This is a genomic window from Roseovarius sp. MBR-6 (genome assembly GCF_040547525.1).
Taxonomy (GTDB): Bacteria; Pseudomonadota; Alphaproteobacteria; order Rhodobacterales; family Rhodobacteraceae; genus Roseovarius.
Window position 1 is genome coordinate 25,581 of sequence record NZ_JBEPPW010000013.1, and the last position, 20,924, is coordinate 46,504.

Genomic DNA, 20,924 nt, shown 5'->3' on the forward strand with positions numbered 1-20,924 from the left:
CTTGGCCAAGCGCGCAAAGGACCACTCGGACATGAGAACCAGCAGAAATCCGGCCTCTGCGGCACGCGCAGTCTTCGGGACGCTCTCGCCCATCGGGGTTCTGATCGGGTCGGTGTTTTTTGCGCTGTCGCTGACGCCGTCGATGGTCCCGCGCGACCCCGCGCTTCAGGGCGCGCTTGGCGGCGTTTTGGTCGCGCTTGGCTACGGGGGCTGGTATCTGGCCGGATCGGCTGTGCGCTGGCTTGGCTTCAGGGAGGTCAGACTGCATCCGGCGTTGCAGAAGATGGCTTTGGCCGCAGCGCTGGCGATCTGCATTTTTGGTCTTTGGAAAGGGGCGGACTGGCAGAACGCAATCCGCGCGGCGTGGAGCCTGCCTGAAATCGACAGCGCCGCGCCCTACAAGGTTGCCGCGATCACTGCGGCCTTGTTCGCGGTCCTGCTGTTGGCCGGACGCCTGTTTCTGCTTGTCTCGGCACGCTGGGACCGGCGCACCGCGCGCTTTTTGCCGCCACGCGTGGCGCGGGCCACGGGGTTGATCCTCGCGGCGGGTCTCTTCTGGACGGTGATCGACGGTGTTGCCTTCCGCATGGTGTTGCGCAGCATCGACAGCGCGTCGCGGATCGCCGATCTGGTGATCCCGCCGGAGATCGCGCCGCCGACCGACGCCCTGGTGCCCGGCAGTCCCGCCTCGCTTGTCGCCTGGGAGGATCTTGGCCGCTGGGGGCGCGGATACGTGACCTCTGGCCCTGACCGGGACGAGATCGCGGCGTTCTGGGGCGCGCCCGCGCAACAGCCGATCCGCGTCTTTGTCGGGCTCACCGCCGCCGGCTCTGCCGAGGACCGCGCGCGGCTCGCGCTCGAAGAATTCAAGCGGGTCGGCGGATTTGAGCGGAAATATCTGGTCATCGCCACGCCGACCGGTTCCGGCTGGCTCGATCCCGGCGGGGTCGACACGATGGAATATATCACGCGGGGCGACGTGGCCACGATTGCCCTCCAGTATTCCTATCTGACCAGCGTCATGTCGGTGATCGTCGATCCCGAGCACGGGATCGAGGAATCGCGCGCGCTGTTTCATCTGGTCTACGATCATTGGGCGCAGATGCCGCCGGATGCGCGACCGGCGCTTTATCTGCACGGGCTCAGCCTCGGGGCGTTCCTGTCGCAGGAAACCTTGCCGCTGCTCGACGTGCTGGGCAATCCGTTCCAGGGCGCGCTCTGGACGGGCTCTCCGTTCCTGAGCGATTTCTGGCGGATGGTGCAGGACCGCCGCAGGCCAGACAGCCCGGCATGGCGGCCGCAATTCGGCAACGGCTCTCTCATCCGCTCGGCCAATCAATACGGCGGGCTGGCCCGGTTCGATGCCGATTGGGGCCCGATCCGTCTGGTGTTCCTGCAATATGGCAGCGATCCGATCGTGTTCTTCGACTATTCCCTCGCCTGGCGACGCCCCGTATGGCTGGGCCCTGACCGCGCGCCCGATCTGGCCCCCGAGATGCGCTGGATCCCGCTGGTGACGATGTTCCAGGTGGGGTTTGATATGGCCGTTTCGGTGGGCACGCTGGGATATGGCCACGATTATGCCGCGCGCCACTATATCTCCGCCTGGGCCGAGACGCTTGCCCCGGAGGACTGGTCGCCCGAGACCGAAGCGCGGCTGATCGACCACCTCAAAGACCTGTCACCACGCTGAACGGCAATGCCATGTGGTCCCCATATTTCATACACTCGCTGAGCGAGTGGGAAACCAGACTGGCGTCGCGTAGCCCTTAATTGGGCTCATCCACAATTTGTGTGGTGGAGAGGTAGCATTCGCGCCCGCAACAATTCTGGACCCGCCCTGCCTTACATTGTGCACTTTCGGTCTGGTGGCGTTTCGAATTGACGCCATTTCGCGACGCTACGCCGGGGTCACGTCCGTCAAGGTGGTGTAAATTCCCGGATGGCCTGAGGTCATGGGCGGCCTCCTCAGGCGGCGTTGCAGGTCAGGTGCGGGGCGATCCAGCCCTTCACGGTGCGCGGATCGTCTGGCAGTTCTACCGCCAATCCGGCGGCGAAGGCGTGAAAGGCAGGGCAGTTGAGGGTGTTGACCCCCACCAGAACCGGCACGCCACGTTCCAGCGCCGCGACGATCACCGGATGAAAGCCGTGGCCGGTGGCCTCTTGCTTGCCAAAGCGGTTGAGGATGAGCAGATCGGCGGGTGCGGTCGCAAGTCCCTGCGCCACCACCATCGCCGCCGCCTCGATGGCGGCGCTGTCCAGACGGCAGCCGGTAGAGTGCCGTCCCAGTTTCTGCGCGATATGGAGCCGCGCGCCGGTGGCAAGGTCGATCAGGTCCATGTCGCAGGGGTGGTGGTCGGGAGCGGTGCAGGGCTCTGGCAGGACACCGGCGAGGCGGCGGCCGCCTGCCTTGAGGTCCTTGGCGACCGCGCGCAGCGTATCGTCAACAGCACCGCGAGACGTGGCCGGGATGAAAGCAAGGTGCATGGGCAGGCTCTTTCTCTAGCAATGGGGCCTGCCGCCGGGCATCCCCGGCGGCAGGCGGGCGATCAGCCGATGGGGCGCGGTTTGAGCGACATTTCCAGGAAGTTGTGCTTGTAGGCGCTTTCGCCCACCTTGCGCAGCACGCCGCGCCCCAGCTTGAACCGGTAGTTGCCTGTCACCGGATCGGGCACCGCGTGGCAGACCGAGTTGGCCATGGAGCCGGGATAGTTGAACGCCGCCTTGGCCACGCCGGGGCGGATTTCGTCCGAGACGATGGCGACGGCGACGAATTGCCCGGTGGTGGTCTTGATATGGCCGTTCGCCATCAGGCTGGCAAAGCTCAGATCGCCGTCCTTGACGCCCACCGGCTCGCCCGTCTGGACATAGACCGTGTCGTTGAACCCTTCGACCAGATCGCCGGATTCGATGCCGTGGGGTGCGGCGTCATCGGGGTGGATCACGATATGCGGCCAGGGCCAGCGCTTTGCCAGATAAGGCTTGCGCAGATCGTCGAACCCCGATTGCCAGACCTCGTTGACGCGGCCATTGGTAATCCAGACCTCGCCCTTTTCCGCGCGCGGCTTGACCGCCTCGTAGAAATCCGACCAGCTGTCGTTTTCCCACGGCGTCTTGAGGATGTTGGCCTTGCCGGTATGGGTCGAGAAGGCATAAAGCCATTTCTGGTCCTTGGTATCGCCCTCGACCTCGCCCCAGTCATTTTCGGGGTCATGCAGCCGCCCGGTGCCGATCATTTCGCCCTTTACCATGCGGATAGGGGTCTGGATGCCCGTGGTGCCCAGTTCGCGCAGCTTTTCATGGCCCTTCTTTCCCTCTTTCTGCGCCTCCTTGACCAGCACGTTATAGCTGAGCACGCCATTGCGCGAGAAACGCGCGGCCTCCTCGAACACGTCGTTGCTCTCGGTCCACTCGAACCCCTTGAGGCCCATCTTCTGCGCGAATTGACCGATGGCCCACCAATCCGGCTTGGCCTCGCCCGGTGCATCGTTGAACTTGGCGTAAAGCCGCAGGCGGCGTTCGGCGTTGCAGCGCGCGAAATCCACCTCGCCCCAGCCCGCCGCAGGCAGCACGATATCGGCATATTGGGTATTGAGCGGCTCGACGGGGTAGATGTTGCTGTCGACCAGCATCATGCCGCCCGAATCCACCCGCGCCTTGAACACCTCGATCAGGTGATCGCGGTCGACCGAACGCGGCTGGTTGGGGTTGCGCATCGTGAGATCCGCCACCCGGCTTGCCAGTTCCTGACTGGCCAGCATGGCGGGAAACCAGGTGATGCCCATGGTCCACATGAAGCGCACCTTGCCATCCATCACCCAGCGATCGACATTAAGCGGCTTCTTGCGCCGCCCCGGGTGTTTCTCGGGGCTGAGCCAGCCCTTGCCGGGGCCCGCGCCCATGCCGCCGCGCTGGTGCCCGCCACCCCGGCTGATCACCTGACCGGGGCGGTTGCCCGCGCCGCAGATCAGGCCCACGGTGGCAAGCGAGGCGGTGTTCATGTAGTTGTTGGACCAGTAATTGCCCTTTTCCAGCATGAAGGATGTCTTGGGCCGCGAGCCGTCCGCGTTCGGCTTGGCGATCATCTCGGCGCAGCGCTGGATATCCTCGGCCGGCAGGCCGGTGATGCGCGCGGCCTCTTCCAACTGGGCGGCGGGTTCATTGGCGATGAATTTCTGGAAATCCTCCCAATCCGATTGCCAGCGGCCCCATGTGGTGCGCCATTGCCAGCCGGTGTTGCGGGTGCCGCGACCGTAGCCCGATTCCAGCTCCCACTTGTTGTTCACCCAAGTGTCGATGAACGTCTGATCCTGCCAGCCATTGTCGATGATGATCTTGGCCAGTGCCAGATGCAGCACGGTATCGGTGCCCGGAATGACCGGCAGCCACAGCCCGCCGTTCCTGATGCCGTATTCCACGCCCATGGTGCGGTGCGGGGTGACGAAAATCATCTTCTTGCCGGGATTGTCGCCGCCCATCATCCATGAGGTAAAGAGCACGGTCTTGGTCTCGTAGGGGTCAACGCCCGAGAGGAACGCCACGTCGCATTTGCCCCAATCCTCGTAGGTGGCGGCAAAGGAATTGAGCCCTGCATCGTCCAGACCCGTGGCATCCGGCCCGCGCATCGGCTTGTCATGCCAGGCGTGAACGGGCGTGCCGATGGCACGATCCACCAGTTTGCGGATGGCATAGGTATTCTCGAAATACTCGTAGGAGAAGGTTTTCATGCCCCAGGCGTGCTCGCCATATTTCGACAGCACGTATTGCGAGACCTCCGCCATCACATCGGTCACCAGATCCCAGCTCACGGGCGTCAGGATGCCGCCAATGCGCACCATCGGATTTTTGAGCCGGTCGCGGGTGGGCGTGTCGGGGTTGTAGATCTTTTGCGCCAGCGTGCCGCCGCGCACCGAATAGTTGCCACCGGGATTGACCGTCTCGGCATCGGCGTCGGCGATGACCACGAAGTGGTGCGGGATACCCTCGTGCATGCCGATATTGTGCTGGCTGCGGGCGATCCAGGGCGCGCCGAAGGTGGGGAACTCCACCCCGAAAGCGTTCTGGTCGGCCTGCGTGCCGCCCTCGCGGCCCACCGGCCAGCGATAGACCTTGTAGGAACACGCCACGATGCAATAGCTGCAGGCGGTGGTCAGAATCTCTGCATCCGGCGGCGGCAGGGGGACGAATTCGCGGTTTCTGAGAGTTGTGTCAGCCATTTTTCTGGTCCTTTCTCACGCGCCGGTCGGGTTCTGGCTGTAGCCGTAGAACAGCCCCATCACCCCGGTCGCGACAATGTCGTCGCCGTCGATCTCGAGCACGATCTGCGGCAGGCTTTCGACCGCGTGGCCCGAGACGATCATGCCATGCTTGGTCAGATCGAATGTCGAGAGATGCAGCGGACAGGGCCCGAGCACCGAATGCGGGCGCTTGAAATCCGCCTCGCCCATATAGCCGCCCTGATGCGGGCAGATGGTGTTGAAGGCCACGATATTGCGCCCTTCGCCCACGCCGCCGCCGGCCTCTTCATCGAGCATCACAAGGATGTTCTCGATGTCAGCGGTGGGATAGCTGAACGTGGTGGCCACGCCCTGCTCCAGTTCCGACACCTTGCCGACGACCTGCCGGACATAGGAGGAGGAAACCAGATCCTGCGCGCTGGCCCCGCCGCCATAGGTGGCCAGAACCGTGACAGAGGCGCCGCCGAGGATCAGGAAATTGCGGCGGCTGAAGGACGTGCAGTCATGCGCCTTGGCTGGTGTCTTCGTGGCTTGGGTCATTTCAGAAACTCCGACCATGTTGCGGTTGCGGGCAGTTCGGGGGCCTCGGCCAGCATCGGCTCGTCCATCGACATCGCCTCAAGAAAGGCCACCAGATCGGCCTTTTCATCCGCGCTCAGCCCCAGCGGTTGCAGCCCGGCGGTTTGCCCCTCGCCACCACCGGCGTTGTAGAACTCAACGACATCGGCCAGCGACCACAGCGCGCCGTTGTGCATGTAAGGCTCGGTCCAGCGCAGTTCGCGCAAGCTCGGCGTGCGGAACTTGTGCTTGTCGCCGGGGCGTTTGGTGACGTGGTAAAGCCCCAGATCATCGTCGCCCTTGCGATAGACCTCTTCGGTCACGCCCTTCTGGTAAAGCTCCCATCTGAGCGTGATCTGATAGAGCGGGTCGATCCCGAATTCTTCCGCCGCCGGCACGCCGGTCCGGTAGAATTTCTGGTCCGAGGCCAGCGCGCCATTGTGGCACGAAATGCAGCCCGCCTTGCCGTTGTAGATCTCCATGCCGCGCTTGGCCGCGTCGCTCATGGCGCCGGTGTCACCGGCAAGATAGCGATCAAACGGCACCTTGGTGGCGTCGGTGACGATGGTGCGCTGAAAGGCGGCGATGGCGTCCCAGGCATTGGCCACATGCGGCCAGTCGGTGCCGAACACCTCGCGGAACGCCGCGACATATTCGGGCACGAAGCGCAGCCGCATCTCCATCATCGAGCCGTCGCCATTGCCCGCGACCGCGCCGCCTGCGGCGGCAGGGGCCTGCGCTTCCAGCGATGTGGCGCTGCCCTCCCAGAAGAGCTTGTTGTAATAGGCCGAATTCAGGATGGTCTGGCTGTTGCGCCAGTGCTGCGTGCCGGGATAGCCAAAGCTGATGGCCCCCCCGGTGCCCCATCCGAGATCCGGCAGGTGGCAAGCCGAGCAGGGCATCGACCCGTTGCCCGACAACCGCCCGTCCCAAAAGAGCTTTTCGCCAAGGGCGACCTTTTCCGGGGTCATGGGATTGTCATCTGGGATAGGCGGGGGCGGCAGACTGGCCAGCGGCGACGTGCCCTCTGCCAGAGCGGGCAGGCCCAGCAGCGCCGAGAGCGCCGCGCTGCCCAGGATGCGGGTGATGGGACGTTTCATATCTCGAACCTCCTCAGTTCTTGCCAACGTCGCGCAGATCGTAATCCGGCAGTTCAGGTGGGGTTATGGCAGGCGCGTCGCCGGTTAGGCTTTCGAGAAACGCGACGATATCCGCCGCCTCGTTAGGGCTAAGCCCGAGCGGCGCGATCCGGTCATTGCCTGCGTTGTAAAAGGCCACCACATCGGCCAAGGTCTCGAATACGCCCGAATGCATGTAGGGCGCGGTCTGGCCCAGATCCCACAGCGACGGCGTGGTGAACTTGCCGATATCGGCCTCGTCCTTGGTCACGACATAGTGGCCCACATCGGCGCGCAGGTTCATGTAATTGGGCGTGCCCATCGTGGCGTAGTGGCGCAACAGGGTGATCTGGCGCGCGGCGGTCGCATCGGCCGGGGCCGCAGCACTGTGGCCCTTATGCTCTGCGGCCTGACCGGGTGCATCCCCCACAAGCGCCAGGTGATCCGGCGCGCCTGTTGCGTGCAGCCCGCCATCCGACAGCATCGCGCCCGAATGACAGGAAATACAGCCCGCCTTGCCCTCGAATAGCGCCAGCCCGCGCTTGGCCGCATCCGAAATCGCATCCTCTTGGCCACGCAAATAGGCATCGAAGGGCGCGTTCTCGGTGCGAATGGTCTTCAGGAATTCAGCGATTGCCCCATAGATGCGCCCGCCATAGGGCTCGGCCCCATAGGCCGCCTCGAACATCGCCATATATTGCGGCACCTGTTTCAGGCGTTCCTGCGCCAGACGGCTGTCCATATTCATGGTATGCGCCTCCGTCAGCATGTCGCGCACGAGCGTGCCAAGGTCAGAGCCATCAAGCCGCCCGTCCCACATGAAGAAATTGCGGCCCGCCACGTTGAAGAGACCCGGCGCATTGCGGAAATAGAGCAGGTCTCCATAGCCATGCGACATGGCCTCTCCGGTCCCCCAACCCTTTTCGGGATCATGGCAAGAGGCGCAGGAATGCCCCGTGTCGCCAGACAGGCGATTGTCGAAAAACAGCATCTTGCCCAGATCGGCGCGCGCGGCGTTGATCTCACCCGGTTCGGGCAGAGGGGCGAGCGCCGCCGCCTCCTGCGCACCGGCCATGGGCGCAGCAAAGGTCAATGCCAAGGCGGAAATTCCGGCGGCAAGGGCCGCGCGCCGCGATGGTCGTGTTGATCGTGTCATCTGATCCTCCGGTCCAGTGTTGTGCCGGGGCACGCCGTGACCGTGTGACACGGCCAGAACGCGCGATTGGCTTTGGCCAGAGGATAGGCGTGGGCACCCGCACGTTTGTTGCGGGCACTGTGACGATTTGCGAAGAGTTGTGACGATATGTGACGGAGGCGTCCAGCCCGATCAGGCGGCGCGCCGCGCATCGAGCATGCGCCGCACATGGCGCGCCAGCTCCACCGGATCGAGCGGCTTGGCCAGCACCTCGGTCGGCCCGCCCGGTAGTGCCACCTCCGTAGGATTGAAGCCGGTGCAAAAGATCACCGGCAGGTCCGGGCGCAAGCGGCGCATGGCACGGGCCATCTCGATTCCGTTCATCTCTGGCATGACCACGTCCGAGACCAGCAGGTTGTGCCGCAAGGGTGCCTTCTCGAACCGCTCCAACGCGATGCGCGGCGAGGTATAGGCCTCGACCTGATAGCCCATGCGCATGAGGCCGCGACGCAACGTTGCCGCCACTTCGGTCTGGTCATCCACGATGAGCAGGCTTTCATATCCGCGCTCTGGCGCTTGGGGTCGGGTGTCCGGGGTCGCGTTCGCCGCAGCACCGGGAAAGAAGAGGCGAAACAGCGCGCCCTTGCCCGGAGCGGTTTCAACCGCGATACGCCCGCCCATGTCCTGCACCAGCCCCTGCACCACCGACAGGCCCAGCCCGGTGCCTTTGCCAAGCGGCTTGGTGGTGTAGAAGGCATCGAAAATGCGCGCCGCTGTTTCCTCGGACATGCCCGGCCCATCATCCTCGACCACCAGTTCAACCCAGCCCTCGGCACGTGCCGGCAGGCCCTCGGGCGCATCATCAAAGGCGCGCGCGGAAATGCGGATGTGCCCGCTTGCATCGCCAATGGCCTCGGAGGCATTGGCGCAGAGGTTCATCAATATCTGGTGCAAATGGGTCGGATCAGCCAGCACGGTGACAGGCGTGCAGTCGCGCACCCCCTCGATCCGGACTGTAGGAGGAGTGGCGGCGCGCATCAGGCGGTTGACCTCGGACACCGCCGCGCAAAGATCGGTCGCCTCGGGGGTGCCCGGCTCGCGCCGGGCAAACCCCAGAAGTTGGCGCACCAATGCCTGCGCACGCCGTGCGGCGATATCGATCTGCTCCACCTCTTCAGCCAGATCGCTGCCGGGGCTGGCATCGAGCGCCGCGAGATGGGCCGAACCCAGGATCGCCGTCAGGATATTGTTGAAATCATGCGCGATACCGCCCGCCAAAAGGCCCACCGCTTCGATCTTTTGCGCGCGCACCACCTGCTCGCGGGCCTGACGCTTTTCAGTGATATCCTCGCCAATGCCCAGATAGCTGTGGATCGTGCCATCCTCGGCCCGCAGCGGCAGAATGGTGCTATCGACCCAATAGCTGCCGCCGCCACGGTTGAGGTTGCGCAGGACGCCGCGCCAGACCTCGCCCCGGTCTAGCGTGGCGCGCAGATCGGTATAGGTCTCATCAAGGGCGTCTCCCGATTGCAGGAATTTGGGTGTGTGCCCGATGATCTCGCTGCGTGCCCAACCCGACAGCGCCTCGAAACGCCGGTTGGCGTATTGGATGTGGCCCTCTGTATCGGTGATCAGGATCGTGGCCGGGCTTTGCTCGACCGCCTGCGCCAGCCGCTGTTCAGAGCGTTGCAGCGCGCGCCGCCGCTCAAGCTCCTCTGTCAGCCGCGCATTGGTGACGCGCATGTCGCGGATCAACAGGGCAATCAGAAAGGCAATACTGAGCGTGGCCGTGACCAGCAGAACCATCGCGAGAAAGCCGTAACCGATCAGCGTCTCGCCGCGCATCACCGCCGCAATGATCCGTTCGGTGCTGCGCGCGCGGCTGTCCATCCACAACGTTTCCAGATTGCGCAGCGCCAGAATCGCCTCGGTGTCATCCACTTTGACCAACCGGTCGGTGCGCTCGGCGGGCCAATTGCCTGCCACCGCGCGTTCGGCGATGTCGAGCCGCGCGCGATATTGCTCGATGGTGGCGACGATCGTCTCGAGCGCGCGGCGTTCCGCATCGGGGAGCGGTTCGGCCAGATAGCTGGCCATCACTGCATCGAATTGCGTGAGCTGATCCATCATCCGCACGCGATAGCTGTCATCCTTGCGAATGACATAGTTCTTGAAATTGTGGATGATCCCGCCATAGCCAAGATAACCGCGCAGGGAGCTGATCCAGACGCCCTTTTTCTCGGGGTCTTCGGCGTAATCCGTCCAGCTTTCGGCGATGTCGGTAAACTGCGCGCGGGTCTGCGCACCGAGATAAAGACCGGTCACGACCGTGACCAGCACCAGAAGTGCTGCGGCCATCGCAAGATTGTAGGTGCGTTTGATCGAGGTCATATCTGGCCTTTCGGACTTCCGCTACAATCGCGCCGTTGTCAGACACTGGCAAGATAGTGTGCGGGGACCCATCTGATATGACCGAGCGAATTCTTGTCGTGGATGACGACCGTCAGATGACGGGGTTTCTCGACCGCTTTTTGAGCAAGCAAGGCTTTGACGTGCATTGCGTCGGATCGGCCACCCGCATGGGGCTGGCAATGGAACATGCCAGCTTTGATCTTGTGCTGCTCGACGTGGGTCTGCCCGATATCGACGGGTTCGAGGTCACGCGCGAATTGCGCCGGTCCTCGCGCCTGCCGATCATCCTGTTGACGGCGCGCGAGGATGTGTTCGACAAGATCATCGGGCTGGAGTTGGGTGCGGATGACTATGTCTCCAAACCGTTCGAGCCGCGCGAATTGCTTGCACGGGTGCGCTCTGTGCTGCGCCGGTCCAAGGTCATGGGCATGCCGCATGACGCTTTGCCTGAAGTGCGCGTCTTGCGGTTCATGGGTTTTGTGCTCGACCTGCCGCGGCGACAACTGTCAGACCCGGACGCGCGACAGGTGTCCTTGACCGGAATGGAGTTCAACCTGCTCCGGGTGTTGGCCGAAAACGCCGGCGATGTGGTCAGTCGTGACCGGATCATGCAGACGATCTATGGCCATGCTGTCACGGTGACCGACCGCGCCATCGACGCCCATATCGCCCGGCTGCGAAAGAAGATCACGGTGCAGAGCGGCGCAGAGTCACTGATCCGCACCGTGCATGGCGCAGGCTACAGCCTTGCCGCAGAAGTGTGTGCTGAGTAGTCGACGTGCGATGCTCAAAAGGCCGGTTTGGCGACGCGGCAGCCTGAATCACAGCGCCGCGATCACTTGAGTCGTGTGCTCACTCAATCGCGGCGGGGCCTCCGGCTCGCGCAGGGGTGTTTCGGAAAACCGAAGCGGTGATCGCACGAGCCTGATTTGGCCGTGCACCTCGTCAGGCACGCTGACGACCAGACCGCGCTCGAGGACGTCTTGCGCTGTAAAGACGTCCGCCACCGAGCGTACCGATCCCGCTGGCACCTTGGCACCCCGCAATAGGCTGATCCATTCCTCTGCTCCACGCGCGCGGAAGGTCCTTTGCAGTTCGGGGATGAGGCTTTCGCGATGCTCGACCCGGTCCCGGTTGCGCACGAAACGCACATCCGCCGCGAGGTCCTCCCGTCCCAGAACCTTGCACAACGCCTGGAACTGACCGTCATTACCGCACGCCAAGGCGAGAGACCTGTCAGCCGTATCGAAGAGCTGATAGGGCACTACTGTCGCGTGGGCGTTGCCATGGCGCTGCGGTTCGCAACCGGTTTGCAGATAGCCCGAAGCGACATTTGCCAGAAGCGCCACGGCACTGTCGAACAAGGCGAGATCAAGATGCTGGCCACGGCCAGTGCGTTCTCGCGCAAATAAGGCCGCGAGGATGGCCTGAACGGCATTCATTCCAGTTGCGAGATCGGTGATCGCCACGCCCAGCTTCATCGGGCTTCCCTCGGGGTCACCGGTGATCGCCATCAGACCGCTTTCGGCCTGGATCGTGAAGTCATAACCACCCTCGGAAGCGCGCGGGCCGGTGCGCCCATAGCCCGAGATCGAGCAGTATATCAGACGTGTATTCTGCTTGATGAGCGTGGGGTAATCAAGCCCGAACGCGTCCAGCGCACCGAGACGGAAATTTTCTACCAGAACGTCGGCCTTGCGTGCGAGCGCCTGCACCTTTGCGCGCCCGTCCTCGCTTTTCAGGTCGAGCGCCACTGATTTCTTGGATCGGTTGCAGCACATGAAATAGGTGGATTCCCCGGCCACTTCCGGGGGCATCCAGCCGCGCGTGTCGTCGCCCCTGTCGGGCGGTTCGATCTTCCAGACCTCGGCCCCGAGGTCCGCAAGAGTCTGCGTGCAGCTCGGCCCTGCCAGAACACGGCTGAGGTCGAGAACCTTGATGCCATCAAGAGGTGTCGTCATCACGCCGCCCCGATCATGTGAAGCCCCGCACCGATATGCGCGCCGCCGTCGATCTGAATGAGTTGGCCCGTCATCAGCTTGCCGGCCGGGCTTGCGAGAAAGGCCGTCAGTTCCGCCACTTCCTGGGGGCTGGTTTCGCGATGCATGGGGGTGGCCTCCAGCAGACCATCCAGCAGGCTCCGCGCCGCTTCGTCGGACAATCCGGACGTGACCACTGTGCCCGGTCCAAGGCAGTTCAGGCGGATGCCGTCTGTGGCCCATTCCAGCGCGAGGGACCGTGTCAGCCCCAGAACGCCGGCACGCGCAGCGATCGAGTGCGCCAAGCCCATTGACCCGCGCTCGACGCCTGAAAGTGACATGTTCACGACAGCGCCACCGCAGAGCTTGAGAAAGGGATAAGCTGCCTGAGTCGCAGTGAAGATCGCCGAAAGGTTGAGGTCGATCACCGCATCCCAGCCGCGACGGCTGATCTTGGTCGCCGGAGCAAAGAACTGGCCCCCAGCGTTGTTGACCAGAAGGTCGATGCCGTGTGCGTCGCCGGCTGCAACGATGGCGGCCTCCAGTGCCGCAGTGTCACGCACGTTGCAAGGCGTGTATCGAAAGGTCCCTGCCATACCGCTAACGGCCGTGGCGGTTTCCGCCAGCATCTCTTCGCGGCGACCCAGACCGGTAACATTCATGCCAAGTTCGACAAGGCGCGTGGAAATCGCCCGGCCAATGCCGGTCCCCGCACCGCTGACAACAGCGCCCTGCCCTGCAAATATCCCGTCTTTCAATACCGACACCGCTGTTTGCAGATCGCCAATCGTCATGTTTCATCCCCTTGTGCCTTGTTCGTTTGCTGCGCGGGTTTCTCCAATCCGGGCGCAACGCGTCTTCCAATGCGAGCACCGTTGAAAATGGCTGGATAGGCAGGGATCATCTGTCCATCCCCAACCTCGGTCACCCCGGCACCAAAGCGCAGCGCACGGATGCGTTCGAGGCCTTCGCCGGGTTTGCGCACCGCACCCGCCGGGACGCGAAGCCGCGCCATTGTTTCAAGCACAAGGGCGACGCTGCGCGGCCTGGTCCAGTCCTCGACATAGCGATCGTATTCCTCGGCCCGCTCCAGACGCTCGGCGGCACTTGCATGCGGGGCCTCAATCACGTTGCCCATCGAGGACCAGTAGCAATCAAGCCCGCCATAAATATAGACATGCCCGTCGGCACATTCGTAGATGCCGGACGGGGCCGAGGCTCTATCGCGATTGCCCGAGGGCTTGCCCAGAACGTCGCCTTCCGCGGCGAGTATGGCCGCCGGTCCGAGCAACATCGCCGAGGCCACTTCCATCATCGAAAGGTCGATGATCATCCCGCCATCACGCTTGGGGTCGAGCAGTGCCATGGCGGTGGACATCGCCGCATAATGCCCCGAATAGAAATCCACCGGCCAAGAGGCAGAAACACGGGGCGTCCCGTCGGAATTGCCATTCATCCACGCAAATCCGCTTTCACATTGGGCGATCGTGTCCATGCATGACCGGTCATCATCCTGTCCGAAACCCGAGATCAGCGTCACGACCAGATCGGGGAAATCGCGCCTCAGGCTTTCGGGACCGAGACCGAGCTTGCGCAGCGCGCGCGGCGACACGTTGCAGACCAGCGCGTGAGCATCGGACAAAAGCGCGGAGAAGGCGGCGCGCCCGGCGGTGCTGCGCATGTCGATCACCCGGCTTTGCTTGCCGGTGTTGAAGCATCGGTAGTAGGCCGATCCGTGCGCGCCGCCAGGCAAGGCGCGGGAGCCATCCCCTTGGGGGGGCTCCACTTTCACAACCTCAGCCCCGAAGTCTGCGAGCATCTGCGCTGCCGTCGGTCCGGCAATGAACTGCGCGAATTCAACGACGCGTTTTCCCGCAAGGGGTCGAGGTGGGCTGCCAATCATTCCCGTAACAGCCTTTTTGCCTTGTGCACGGTACGCGGCAGCGTGCCGGGGGCCAATACCTCGATGTCAAAGCGCACGTTGAGCTTGGTTCGCAGGGCCGCGCCGAGGTCTTCGGCCAGCCCGTCATCGCCGATATCGGCCCGCTCGACCCGAAGCAGCACGCGTTTGAGAAACCCGGTTTCGGGGTCTTTCATGTCATCCGTGATCACAAGCGCGTATTCGTTGGTCGTGCCGCGATGCGCGCGCACGACATCCTCTACCGCGGAGGGGAAAAGGTTCACACCCCGTACGATGAGCATATCATCCGCACGGCCCAGCACGCCGCCGACAAGGCGGGCATGGGTGCGGCCATCAGGGGCCACCGTGCTGTCCCGCACCACGACATCGCCAGTCCACCAGCGCACCAGCGGGGAGGCTTGCTTGTCGAGATGGGTCAACACCAGCACCCCCGGTTGTCCATCAGGGACCGGCTCGTCCGTTTCTGCGTCCAGTATTTCGACGTGGATGAAATCTTCAGCCAGCGTCGGCCCCAGTTGCAGCGCGGTATCCCAGCCGATTGGTTGACATTCGAGCGCCCCGTAGCAGTCGAACATCTTCGCGCCCCACTGCGCTTCGATCCTTTTACGAGTGCCGGGGATGGACGCCCCAGGCTCGCCACCCACGCAAACCATATCGACACTGCTTTCGCGTAAATCGATGCTCCGCGCATAGGCAGCCTCTGCGATATGCGCCATGAAGGACGGCGTGCCAATCACGCAACGCGGTCGGTATTCGAGGATGGTGTCAATCTGTCGTTCGGTATCAACGGACCCGCCCGGAATGACGAGCGCGCCCAGATGTTCCGCCGCCCGCGTCGCACCGAGCCCCCCAACAAACCACGAATAACCAAACATGCAATGGAACACGTCCGAGGCCCGCAGCCCTTGCGCATAGAGAAACCGCGCATAAAGATCGGCCCAGCGATCAAGATCGTCATGGCTCCACAGAACGGGCGCGGGTCTGGAGGTGGTGCCGGAAGAGAAATGAACCCGAGCGGCCTCGGTAGCGGTCACGGCGCGAAACGTGCCGAAGGGCGGGTCTTCGGCCAGTCCGCGCACGTAATCCTGCTTTCTCGTGAGCGGGAGCTGGCGGATGTCATCGAGGCTCTTGATATCCGCCGGTTCGAAGTCGAGCGTGTCAAACAGCTTTTGATAATGGGCGCTGGTGCCTGCCACATACGCGAGTTGCTTTTGCAGCGCATCGGTCTGAAACGCTTCGATCCGGTCGCGAGACCATATCTCGACCTCGTCCCAGATTGTCTCGGAAAAGGGTGTTCTGGCCGCAGTCCTCATGAAGCTCCTCCATTGGGGTCACGCAACCCGCGCATGGCGTACTCGACAAGCGCAGAGCAGATCGAATTGATGTCTTCGTCCGACTGGATACGCCGGGGCCGATACCAGACCGTGACCCAGTTCATCGTGCCGAAGAACGGTTTCGTCAGCAGGCGCGGCGAGTCGTTCACGAAGACGCCCGTCCGGGCTCCGGCGTCGATCACCTCGGCGAACATCTGTTCATAGTCGTCGCGCAGCGCGTTTATTTCGGCAAGCGTCTTGGAGTGGCGAAACCCCTCGGCTTCAAAGAGGTATTTCTCAAGTCCCTGCACGGCGACCTTCTGGATAGGCATCTCCCGCAACATAAGCGAGAGATGAGCCCAGGCCATGCGCCGTAGCCTGTCTTCCGGCGGACCGCTTTCGCGTGCAATGGGTTCGACCGCGCGGAACAGGTTGGTCATCGCGGTGCGCTGGATGTCGAAGAATATCTGCGCCTTGCTGCGATAATAGTGATAGATACGGCCCTTCGTCGCGCCCATCTTCTCGGCGATGGCGTCGATACTGGTGGCGGTATAACCGTAATCCATGAAAAGATCGGCCGCTGCGCGCACAATCTCGGCTTTCGCATCCTTCGCGGCGTCTGGATGTGCTTGATCTGTGGCCGCATTGTCCATGGTTGTGTCGCTCATTTCATGCCCCGGTTCGCCGGGTCCGCCGCAGCAGCCTCGACACTGTTTTTAACCGAACGGGCAAGGACCAGTCTCTGTATTTCCGATGTCCCTTCATAGATTTCCAGGATGCGCTGATCACGGTAGAGACGTTCGGCCAGGTTAGGCTTGCAATATCCATACCCGCCCCAGATCTGCATGGCCGTATCGGCGGCTTTGTGCGACACCTCCGAGGTGTAGAGCTTGGCCATCGCGCCGAGCACCTGGACGTCTTCGCCAGCATCATAGGCGCGCGCGGCCTCGTAGAGCATCATCCGCGCGGCGGAAAGTTCAGTCGCCACGTCGGCCAGTTTGTAACCGATGCCTTGGTTGTCAATGATTGCCTTGCCGAAGGCCTGCCGCTCTACCGCCCGTTCGGCGGCGGTGCGATAGGCGGCCAACGCCAGTCCGGTGGATTGCGCCGACACCATTATCCGTCCGACATTCAGCGTCTTCAACGCGAGGCGAAGCGCCTTGCCCTCCTCACCCACCATTGCTTCCTTAGGAACCCAGGTATCAAGCTTGAGGTTCGAGGTCTGCGTGCCGCGAATGCCCATCTTGTCGCATACCTCGTCGATGATGACGCCGTCGTCCTCCTTATCGACCATGAAGGCAGAGATGCCTCGCCCGCCCGCCTCCGGGTCGGTCTTGGCAAAGACCACGTAATAGCGTGACACCCCGCCATTGCCGATCCAGTACTTCTCACCCCGGATGCGCCACCCATCCCCTTCGCGCACCGCGTTTGCGGTAATGGCGGCGGCATCGGAGCCGGTCGCGCGTTCTGACAGGGCGAAACTGGTTCCGGTCCCGTTGGCCATTTCGCCCAGATACTTGTCCTTCTGTTCCTTCGTTCCCCCCAACAGCACAGGGAACGCACCCAATTGGCAGGCACAAAGGATAGCGGCGGTCGTGGCGCAGCCGGTGGCCACCTCTTCCACGACGGCGATGGTCGAAGACAATGCCGCGCCCTGCCCCCCATGCTCCTTGGGGATGAAAACGCCCGCGAGGCCGGACTTCACCAGCACATCGATACTCTCCCACGGGTAGCGCTGCTCACGGTCGAGCTCCTCCGCGAGCGGCGCGAATTTCTCTTTCGTCAAGACCGCAGCGGTATCGAACCATGCCTGCGCGTTGGCATCGAGTTTCGGGGACCAGATGATGGACATAACTGCCTCCTAGTTTTCTTGCTGCTGTTTCAGCGATTGATTTTTTGGACGGCGTAGAGCCGCAATGGCGTCCGGCACCAACCCGTATAGGCCACGTGGCAGAAATGAGAGTGCGACGATCAGAAGCGTCCCCAATATGATACGGTCGATATAGGCACCGTAGGACAGGAACCGTTCCTGCAGGATGATGAGAGCAACTCCCGCCAAAGGTGCCAGCAGGATGCGGCGCCCCACCAGAACAACGGCGGTCAGCATCAGGATCAGGAAATAGGGACTGAGCACATCAGCGCTGATATAGGCGCGCTGATAGGCATAAAGCCAACCTGCCGCCGCACTGATCGGAGCCGAGACCAGAAACACCTTCATCCGCACCAGTTCGGGGCTGATACCCGACATCCTCGCCAGCGCCGGGTTGAGATGCACCGTCATTGCCGCATGGCCGAGGCGCGATCTACGGAAAGCTGAGACAAGGTAGAGGGTGACGACCAAAAGGCCCCATGCGATTGGCCAGAGATGCTTGTCGGTCAGGGCACGGTAACCGAGAAGCTCGAAAGCCGGGATGCCGGTCACCCCGTCGGAGCCTCCAAGAAACGCCCAGTTGGCCGCAACGGTCATGGCCACCACCGAAACAGCATAGGTAACGAGGGAAAAGACAAATTCGCGCAGGCGCAAGGTCACGAAGGCGATGACCGCCGCAAGTGCCACAACAATGAGAATTGACAGGACGAGAGTCGTCAGCGGGTCAAGCCCTGCCCGCGACGACGCGATTGCCGTGACATAGGCACCGGTCGCGAAAAACACCGGGTGCGCCAGACTGACCTCGCCCAGATCGGAGACGATGACATCCAGCCCGTAGGACATGACCGCGAAGATAGCGATGATGACGCAGGCCGAGAAAATCACGTTGGCTCCGCCGCTGAGCCAGGGCAGGGCAAGAAAGGCGAGGCCGAACAGGGGCAATGCGATCTTGCGGAACTGTGCGCTGTGCATCTCAATGCCCTCCCATCTTTTGCGTCATGCCGCCCGGCCGCAGGACCAGCACCGCGATCAGCACCACGAACATCGCCGCCGTGGCATAGGCCGAGGACACGTAGGCACCGAAGAATGCAGTGAAGAGACCCAAGCCCAGCCCCGCCAGATAACTGCCCGTAACCGAGCCGATCCCGCCCAGCACCACCACGACGAAGGTGATGATCACCTCCTCGAACCCCATCGAGGTGAGGATCGGCGTGCGCGGGGCCACCATTGCCGCCGCCAGCGCCACCGCAGCCCCCTCGAAGGCGAAGACCCCCAGATAGACACGCTTGATGGAGATGCCGGCGAGCTGCGCGAGCTTGGGGTCTTCGGCCACCATGCGCACCTTGCGGCCTACCGGGCTTTGCTCAACCACGTATTTCAGAGAAATGAACACGACGATCGTCACGATCACGATGGCCAAGTCCTGCCACGTCAGCCAGATATCGCCCCAGTAGATGTCTTTTTGCGAAAGCGGCGTGTCGAGGATCTGTCCAGTCGACCCGAAGGTGAGCGCGGCAGCGCCTTCGATCACGTAGCCGAAACCGAGCGTCACAATCATGACCGAAACAAGATCCTGCCGGATGGTGAGGCTCAGCATTGTGCGCTGCATCATGTAGCCCACGCCCACGCCCACGATCATCGCCAGCGGAATGGCCGCCAGATAGGGCAGATTGAGCCCGGTCATGGCGAACCACGTGACGAAGGCCCCCAGCATGTACATCTGACCATGGCCGAAATTGACCAGCCGCGCCACGCCAAGAAGCACCGTCCACCCGATGGCGATGAGGGCATAGGCATGGCCGAGTACCAGCCCGTTTATAACCTGTTCGGTGAAGTTCATCTGGTCTGCACCCCCAAATACGATTCCGCAATGCGCGGGTCGTCGCGCATCTCGGCGGCCGAGCCCTCGGCCAGGATGCGACCACGCTCGATCAACGTCATTCTGTCCACCACTTCGATGGCCGCCTTCACGTTCTGCTCGATAAGCAACACGGCGAGGCCATTATCTGCCAGTTGCCGGATCGTCGTCAGCACGGTCGAGACAAGCTTCGGCGCAAGACCGATCGAGGGTTCATCGAGCAGCAGTACCCGCGGTGCGAGCCGGAGCGCTCGGGCGATACCCAGCATCTGACGCTCACCGCCCGAAAGCTGTGCGCCTAGGTGCGCGCGCCGCTCCGCGAGATTGGGGAAAAGGTCGTATATATCGTCAAGCGAGTAGATGTGTCGCCCGCCCGCGTCCGCCTCACTGGCATGATGCGCAAGGTTTTCGGCCACGCTCATGGAGTGAAAGATGAGCTGGCTTTCGGGGATCAGCAGCAAGCCCTTCTTGACGCGCTGCGTGGTGTCGAGACGGCTCAGATCCTCGCCATCGAGCACCACCCGGCCAGATACGCGCGGCGCGCCGCGCGACCAGTTGAGAATGGCACCCACCAGTGTGGACTTGCCCGCGCCGTTGGCCCCGACAACGCCCAGAAGCTGTTGCTCGTAGAGCGCGAGATGATCGATGTCCAGCGCGCGGTTGCCATTGTAATCGGCGGTCAGGCCCTCGATTTCGAGAATGGGTGAGCTTGCAGTATCCATCATTCCGCGCGCCCCAGGTAAGCCTCGAGAACCGCAGGTGACTTGCGGATTTCAGCGGGCGTGCCGCTGGCGATCATGCGTCCCTGATCGAGCACGACGATATGATCGGTAACGCTCATTATCAGGTCCATGTGATGTTCGATGACGACGAGCGCGACGCCCTTGTCCCTGAGCGTGATCATGAGGTCGACAAGGTTTTTCATGTCTTCCCCACCCAGCCCCGCGGCGGGCTCATCCAGAAGCAGGATGTCTGCACCAGTGGCGTTCGCGAGCGCGATCGAAAGCGAGCGTTGCGTGCCATAAGGAATCTGCGTGGGAAAGCTGGCGTGGAATTCTTCCGGGATTCCCATCAATACCAGCGCCTCATGCGCCGCCTCACGAGCGGCTGTCGCGCGCCGCGCCGACGCGATGGGACGAAAGATCGTCTGCCCCAGGGATGAGCCGAATGCGTGCTGCATCACCGCAATCATGTTGTCGAGAACGGAGATATTGGAAAAGAACGCATTCTGCTGGAACGCCCGGCGCAGACCTAGCGCGGCGAGGTCATGGGCGGGCACTTCGGTCACGTCACGGTCACCGATCAGCACCCGGCCCTGTCGGGTCACCATATTCGTGGTGGCGTTGTAGCAGGTGCTCTTGCCGGCACCGTTCGGGCCGATGATGCCCAGGATTTCGCCGGGCCTCGCGGTGAACGAGACCCCGTCGAGGGCGACGAGCGCACCGAAGTTCACCCGAAGCCCCTCGACGGTGAGCGACCGCCCCATATTTGCCCGTTCCGTCATTTGGCGATCGCCCCGCTGT

At 62.9% G+C, this 20,924-nt stretch carries 18 protein-coding genes; 2 read left to right on the forward strand and 16 right to left on the reverse strand.

The annotated features are described in order from the left end of the window. Positions 1-31 precede the first annotated feature (31 nt). Complete coding sequence (locus ABIE57_RS14805; RefSeq protein WP_354539809.1) at positions 32-1,693, forward strand: alpha/beta hydrolase; 1,662 nt, start codon at positions 32-34, stop codon at positions 1,691-1,693. Between the two features lie 275 nt (positions 1,694-1,968). Here the strand turns inward: ABIE57_RS14805 and ABIE57_RS14810 are convergent, their stop codons facing one another. The 6 genes from ABIE57_RS14810 to ABIE57_RS14835 all read right to left on the reverse strand — a co-directional run bounded on the left by ABIE57_RS14810 (position 1,969) and on the right by ABIE57_RS14835 (position 10,439). Then, a complete protein-coding gene (locus ABIE57_RS14810; protein ID WP_354539810.1) occupies positions 1,969-2,487 on the reverse strand; it encodes a DUF2478 domain-containing protein in 519 nt (172 codons plus the stop codon). A gap of 62 nt (positions 2,488-2,549) precedes the next feature. Continuing rightward, positions 2,550-5,216, reverse strand: a complete 2,667-nt coding sequence (locus ABIE57_RS14815; protein ID WP_354539811.1) for an arsenate reductase (azurin) large subunit — start codon at positions 5,214-5,216, stop codon at positions 2,550-2,552. A 15-nt stretch (positions 5,217-5,231) separates the two neighbouring features. Further along, positions 5,232-5,777, reverse strand: coding sequence for a Rieske 2Fe-2S domain-containing protein (locus ABIE57_RS14820; protein WP_354539812.1), 546 nt, complete (start codon positions 5,775-5,777; stop codon positions 5,232-5,234). Continuing rightward, positions 5,774-6,895, reverse strand: a complete 1,122-nt coding sequence (locus ABIE57_RS14825) for a cytochrome-c peroxidase (RefSeq protein WP_354539813.1) — start codon at positions 6,893-6,895, stop codon at positions 5,774-5,776. Before ABIE57_RS14825 ends, ABIE57_RS14820 begins: the two co-directional genes overlap by 4 nt. 13 nt (positions 6,896-6,908) lie before the next feature. Further along, positions 6,909-8,069, reverse strand: a complete 1,161-nt coding sequence (locus tag ABIE57_RS14830) for a cytochrome-c peroxidase (protein ID WP_354539814.1) — start codon at positions 8,067-8,069, stop codon at positions 6,909-6,911. Positions 8,070-8,240: 171 nt separating this feature from the next. Next, the gene (locus tag ABIE57_RS14835) at positions 8,241-10,439 is read right to left on the reverse strand and encodes a hybrid sensor histidine kinase/response regulator (RefSeq protein WP_354539815.1); all 2,199 of its coding nucleotides are present in this window, start codon (positions 10,437-10,439) and stop codon (positions 8,241-8,243) included. Between the two features lie 77 nt (positions 10,440-10,516). On the opposite strand from ABIE57_RS14835, the gene ABIE57_RS14840 reads away from it, so the two are divergent. After that, a complete protein-coding gene (locus tag ABIE57_RS14840) occupies positions 10,517-11,233 on the forward strand; it encodes a response regulator transcription factor (RefSeq protein ID WP_354539816.1) in 717 nt (238 codons plus the stop codon). 48 nt (positions 11,234-11,281) lie between these two features. Here the strand turns inward: ABIE57_RS14840 and ABIE57_RS14845 are convergent, their stop codons facing one another. Genes ABIE57_RS14845 through ABIE57_RS14890 form a run of 10 tightly spaced genes read right to left on the reverse strand, consistent with a single transcriptional unit; the run spans position 11,282 to position 20,905 of the window. After that, positions 11,282-12,421 (reverse strand): CaiB/BaiF CoA transferase family protein, encoded by a 1,140-nt coding sequence (locus ABIE57_RS14845; RefSeq protein WP_354539817.1) that lies wholly within the window; start codon positions 12,419-12,421, stop codon positions 11,282-11,284. Continuing rightward, positions 12,421-13,233: an SDR family oxidoreductase gene (locus ABIE57_RS14850; protein WP_354539818.1), complete on the reverse strand. Its 813-nt coding sequence runs from the start codon at positions 13,231-13,233 to the stop codon at positions 12,421-12,423. The genes ABIE57_RS14845 and ABIE57_RS14850 overlap by 1 nt, the downstream gene beginning before the upstream one ends. Then, positions 13,230-14,342 carry a CaiB/BaiF CoA transferase family protein gene (locus ABIE57_RS14855; protein WP_354539819.1) on the reverse strand — a complete coding sequence of 371 codons (1,113 nt, stop codon included), beginning with the start codon at positions 14,340-14,342 and terminating at the stop codon, positions 13,230-13,232. The genes ABIE57_RS14850 and ABIE57_RS14855 overlap by 4 nt, the downstream gene beginning before the upstream one ends. Then, positions 14,339-15,673, reverse strand: coding sequence for a phenylacetate--CoA ligase family protein (locus tag ABIE57_RS14860; protein ID WP_354539820.1), 1,335 nt, complete (start codon positions 15,671-15,673; stop codon positions 14,339-14,341). The genes ABIE57_RS14855 and ABIE57_RS14860 overlap by 4 nt, the downstream gene beginning before the upstream one ends. Next, positions 15,670-16,341: a TetR-type transcription factor C-terminal domain-containing protein gene (locus ABIE57_RS14865; protein WP_354539821.1), complete on the reverse strand. Its 672-nt coding sequence runs from the start codon at positions 16,339-16,341 to the stop codon at positions 15,670-15,672. Before ABIE57_RS14865 ends, ABIE57_RS14860 begins: the two co-directional genes overlap by 4 nt. Then, positions 16,338-17,525 (reverse strand): acyl-CoA dehydrogenase family protein, encoded by a 1,188-nt coding sequence (locus ABIE57_RS14870; RefSeq protein WP_354539822.1) that lies wholly within the window; start codon positions 17,523-17,525, stop codon positions 16,338-16,340. Before ABIE57_RS14870 ends, ABIE57_RS14865 begins: the two co-directional genes overlap by 4 nt. Positions 17,526-17,534: 9 nt before the next feature. Then, positions 17,535-18,515 (reverse strand): branched-chain amino acid ABC transporter permease, encoded by a 981-nt coding sequence (locus ABIE57_RS14875; RefSeq protein WP_354539823.1) that lies wholly within the window; start codon positions 18,513-18,515, stop codon positions 17,535-17,537. 1 nt (position 18,516) lies between these two features. Then, positions 18,517-19,383 (reverse strand): branched-chain amino acid ABC transporter permease, encoded by an 867-nt coding sequence (locus ABIE57_RS14880; RefSeq protein WP_354539824.1) that lies wholly within the window; start codon positions 19,381-19,383, stop codon positions 18,517-18,519. Then, positions 19,380-20,126 (reverse strand): ABC transporter ATP-binding protein, encoded by a 747-nt coding sequence (locus ABIE57_RS14885; RefSeq protein WP_354539825.1) that lies wholly within the window; start codon positions 20,124-20,126, stop codon positions 19,380-19,382. The genes ABIE57_RS14880 and ABIE57_RS14885 overlap by 4 nt, the downstream gene beginning before the upstream one ends. Next, the gene (locus tag ABIE57_RS14890; RefSeq protein ID WP_354539826.1) at positions 20,123-20,905 is read right to left on the reverse strand and encodes an ABC transporter ATP-binding protein; all 783 of its coding nucleotides are present in this window, start codon (positions 20,903-20,905) and stop codon (positions 20,123-20,125) included. Before ABIE57_RS14890 ends, ABIE57_RS14885 begins: the two co-directional genes overlap by 4 nt. Between the last annotated feature and the right edge of the window lie 19 nt (positions 20,906-20,924).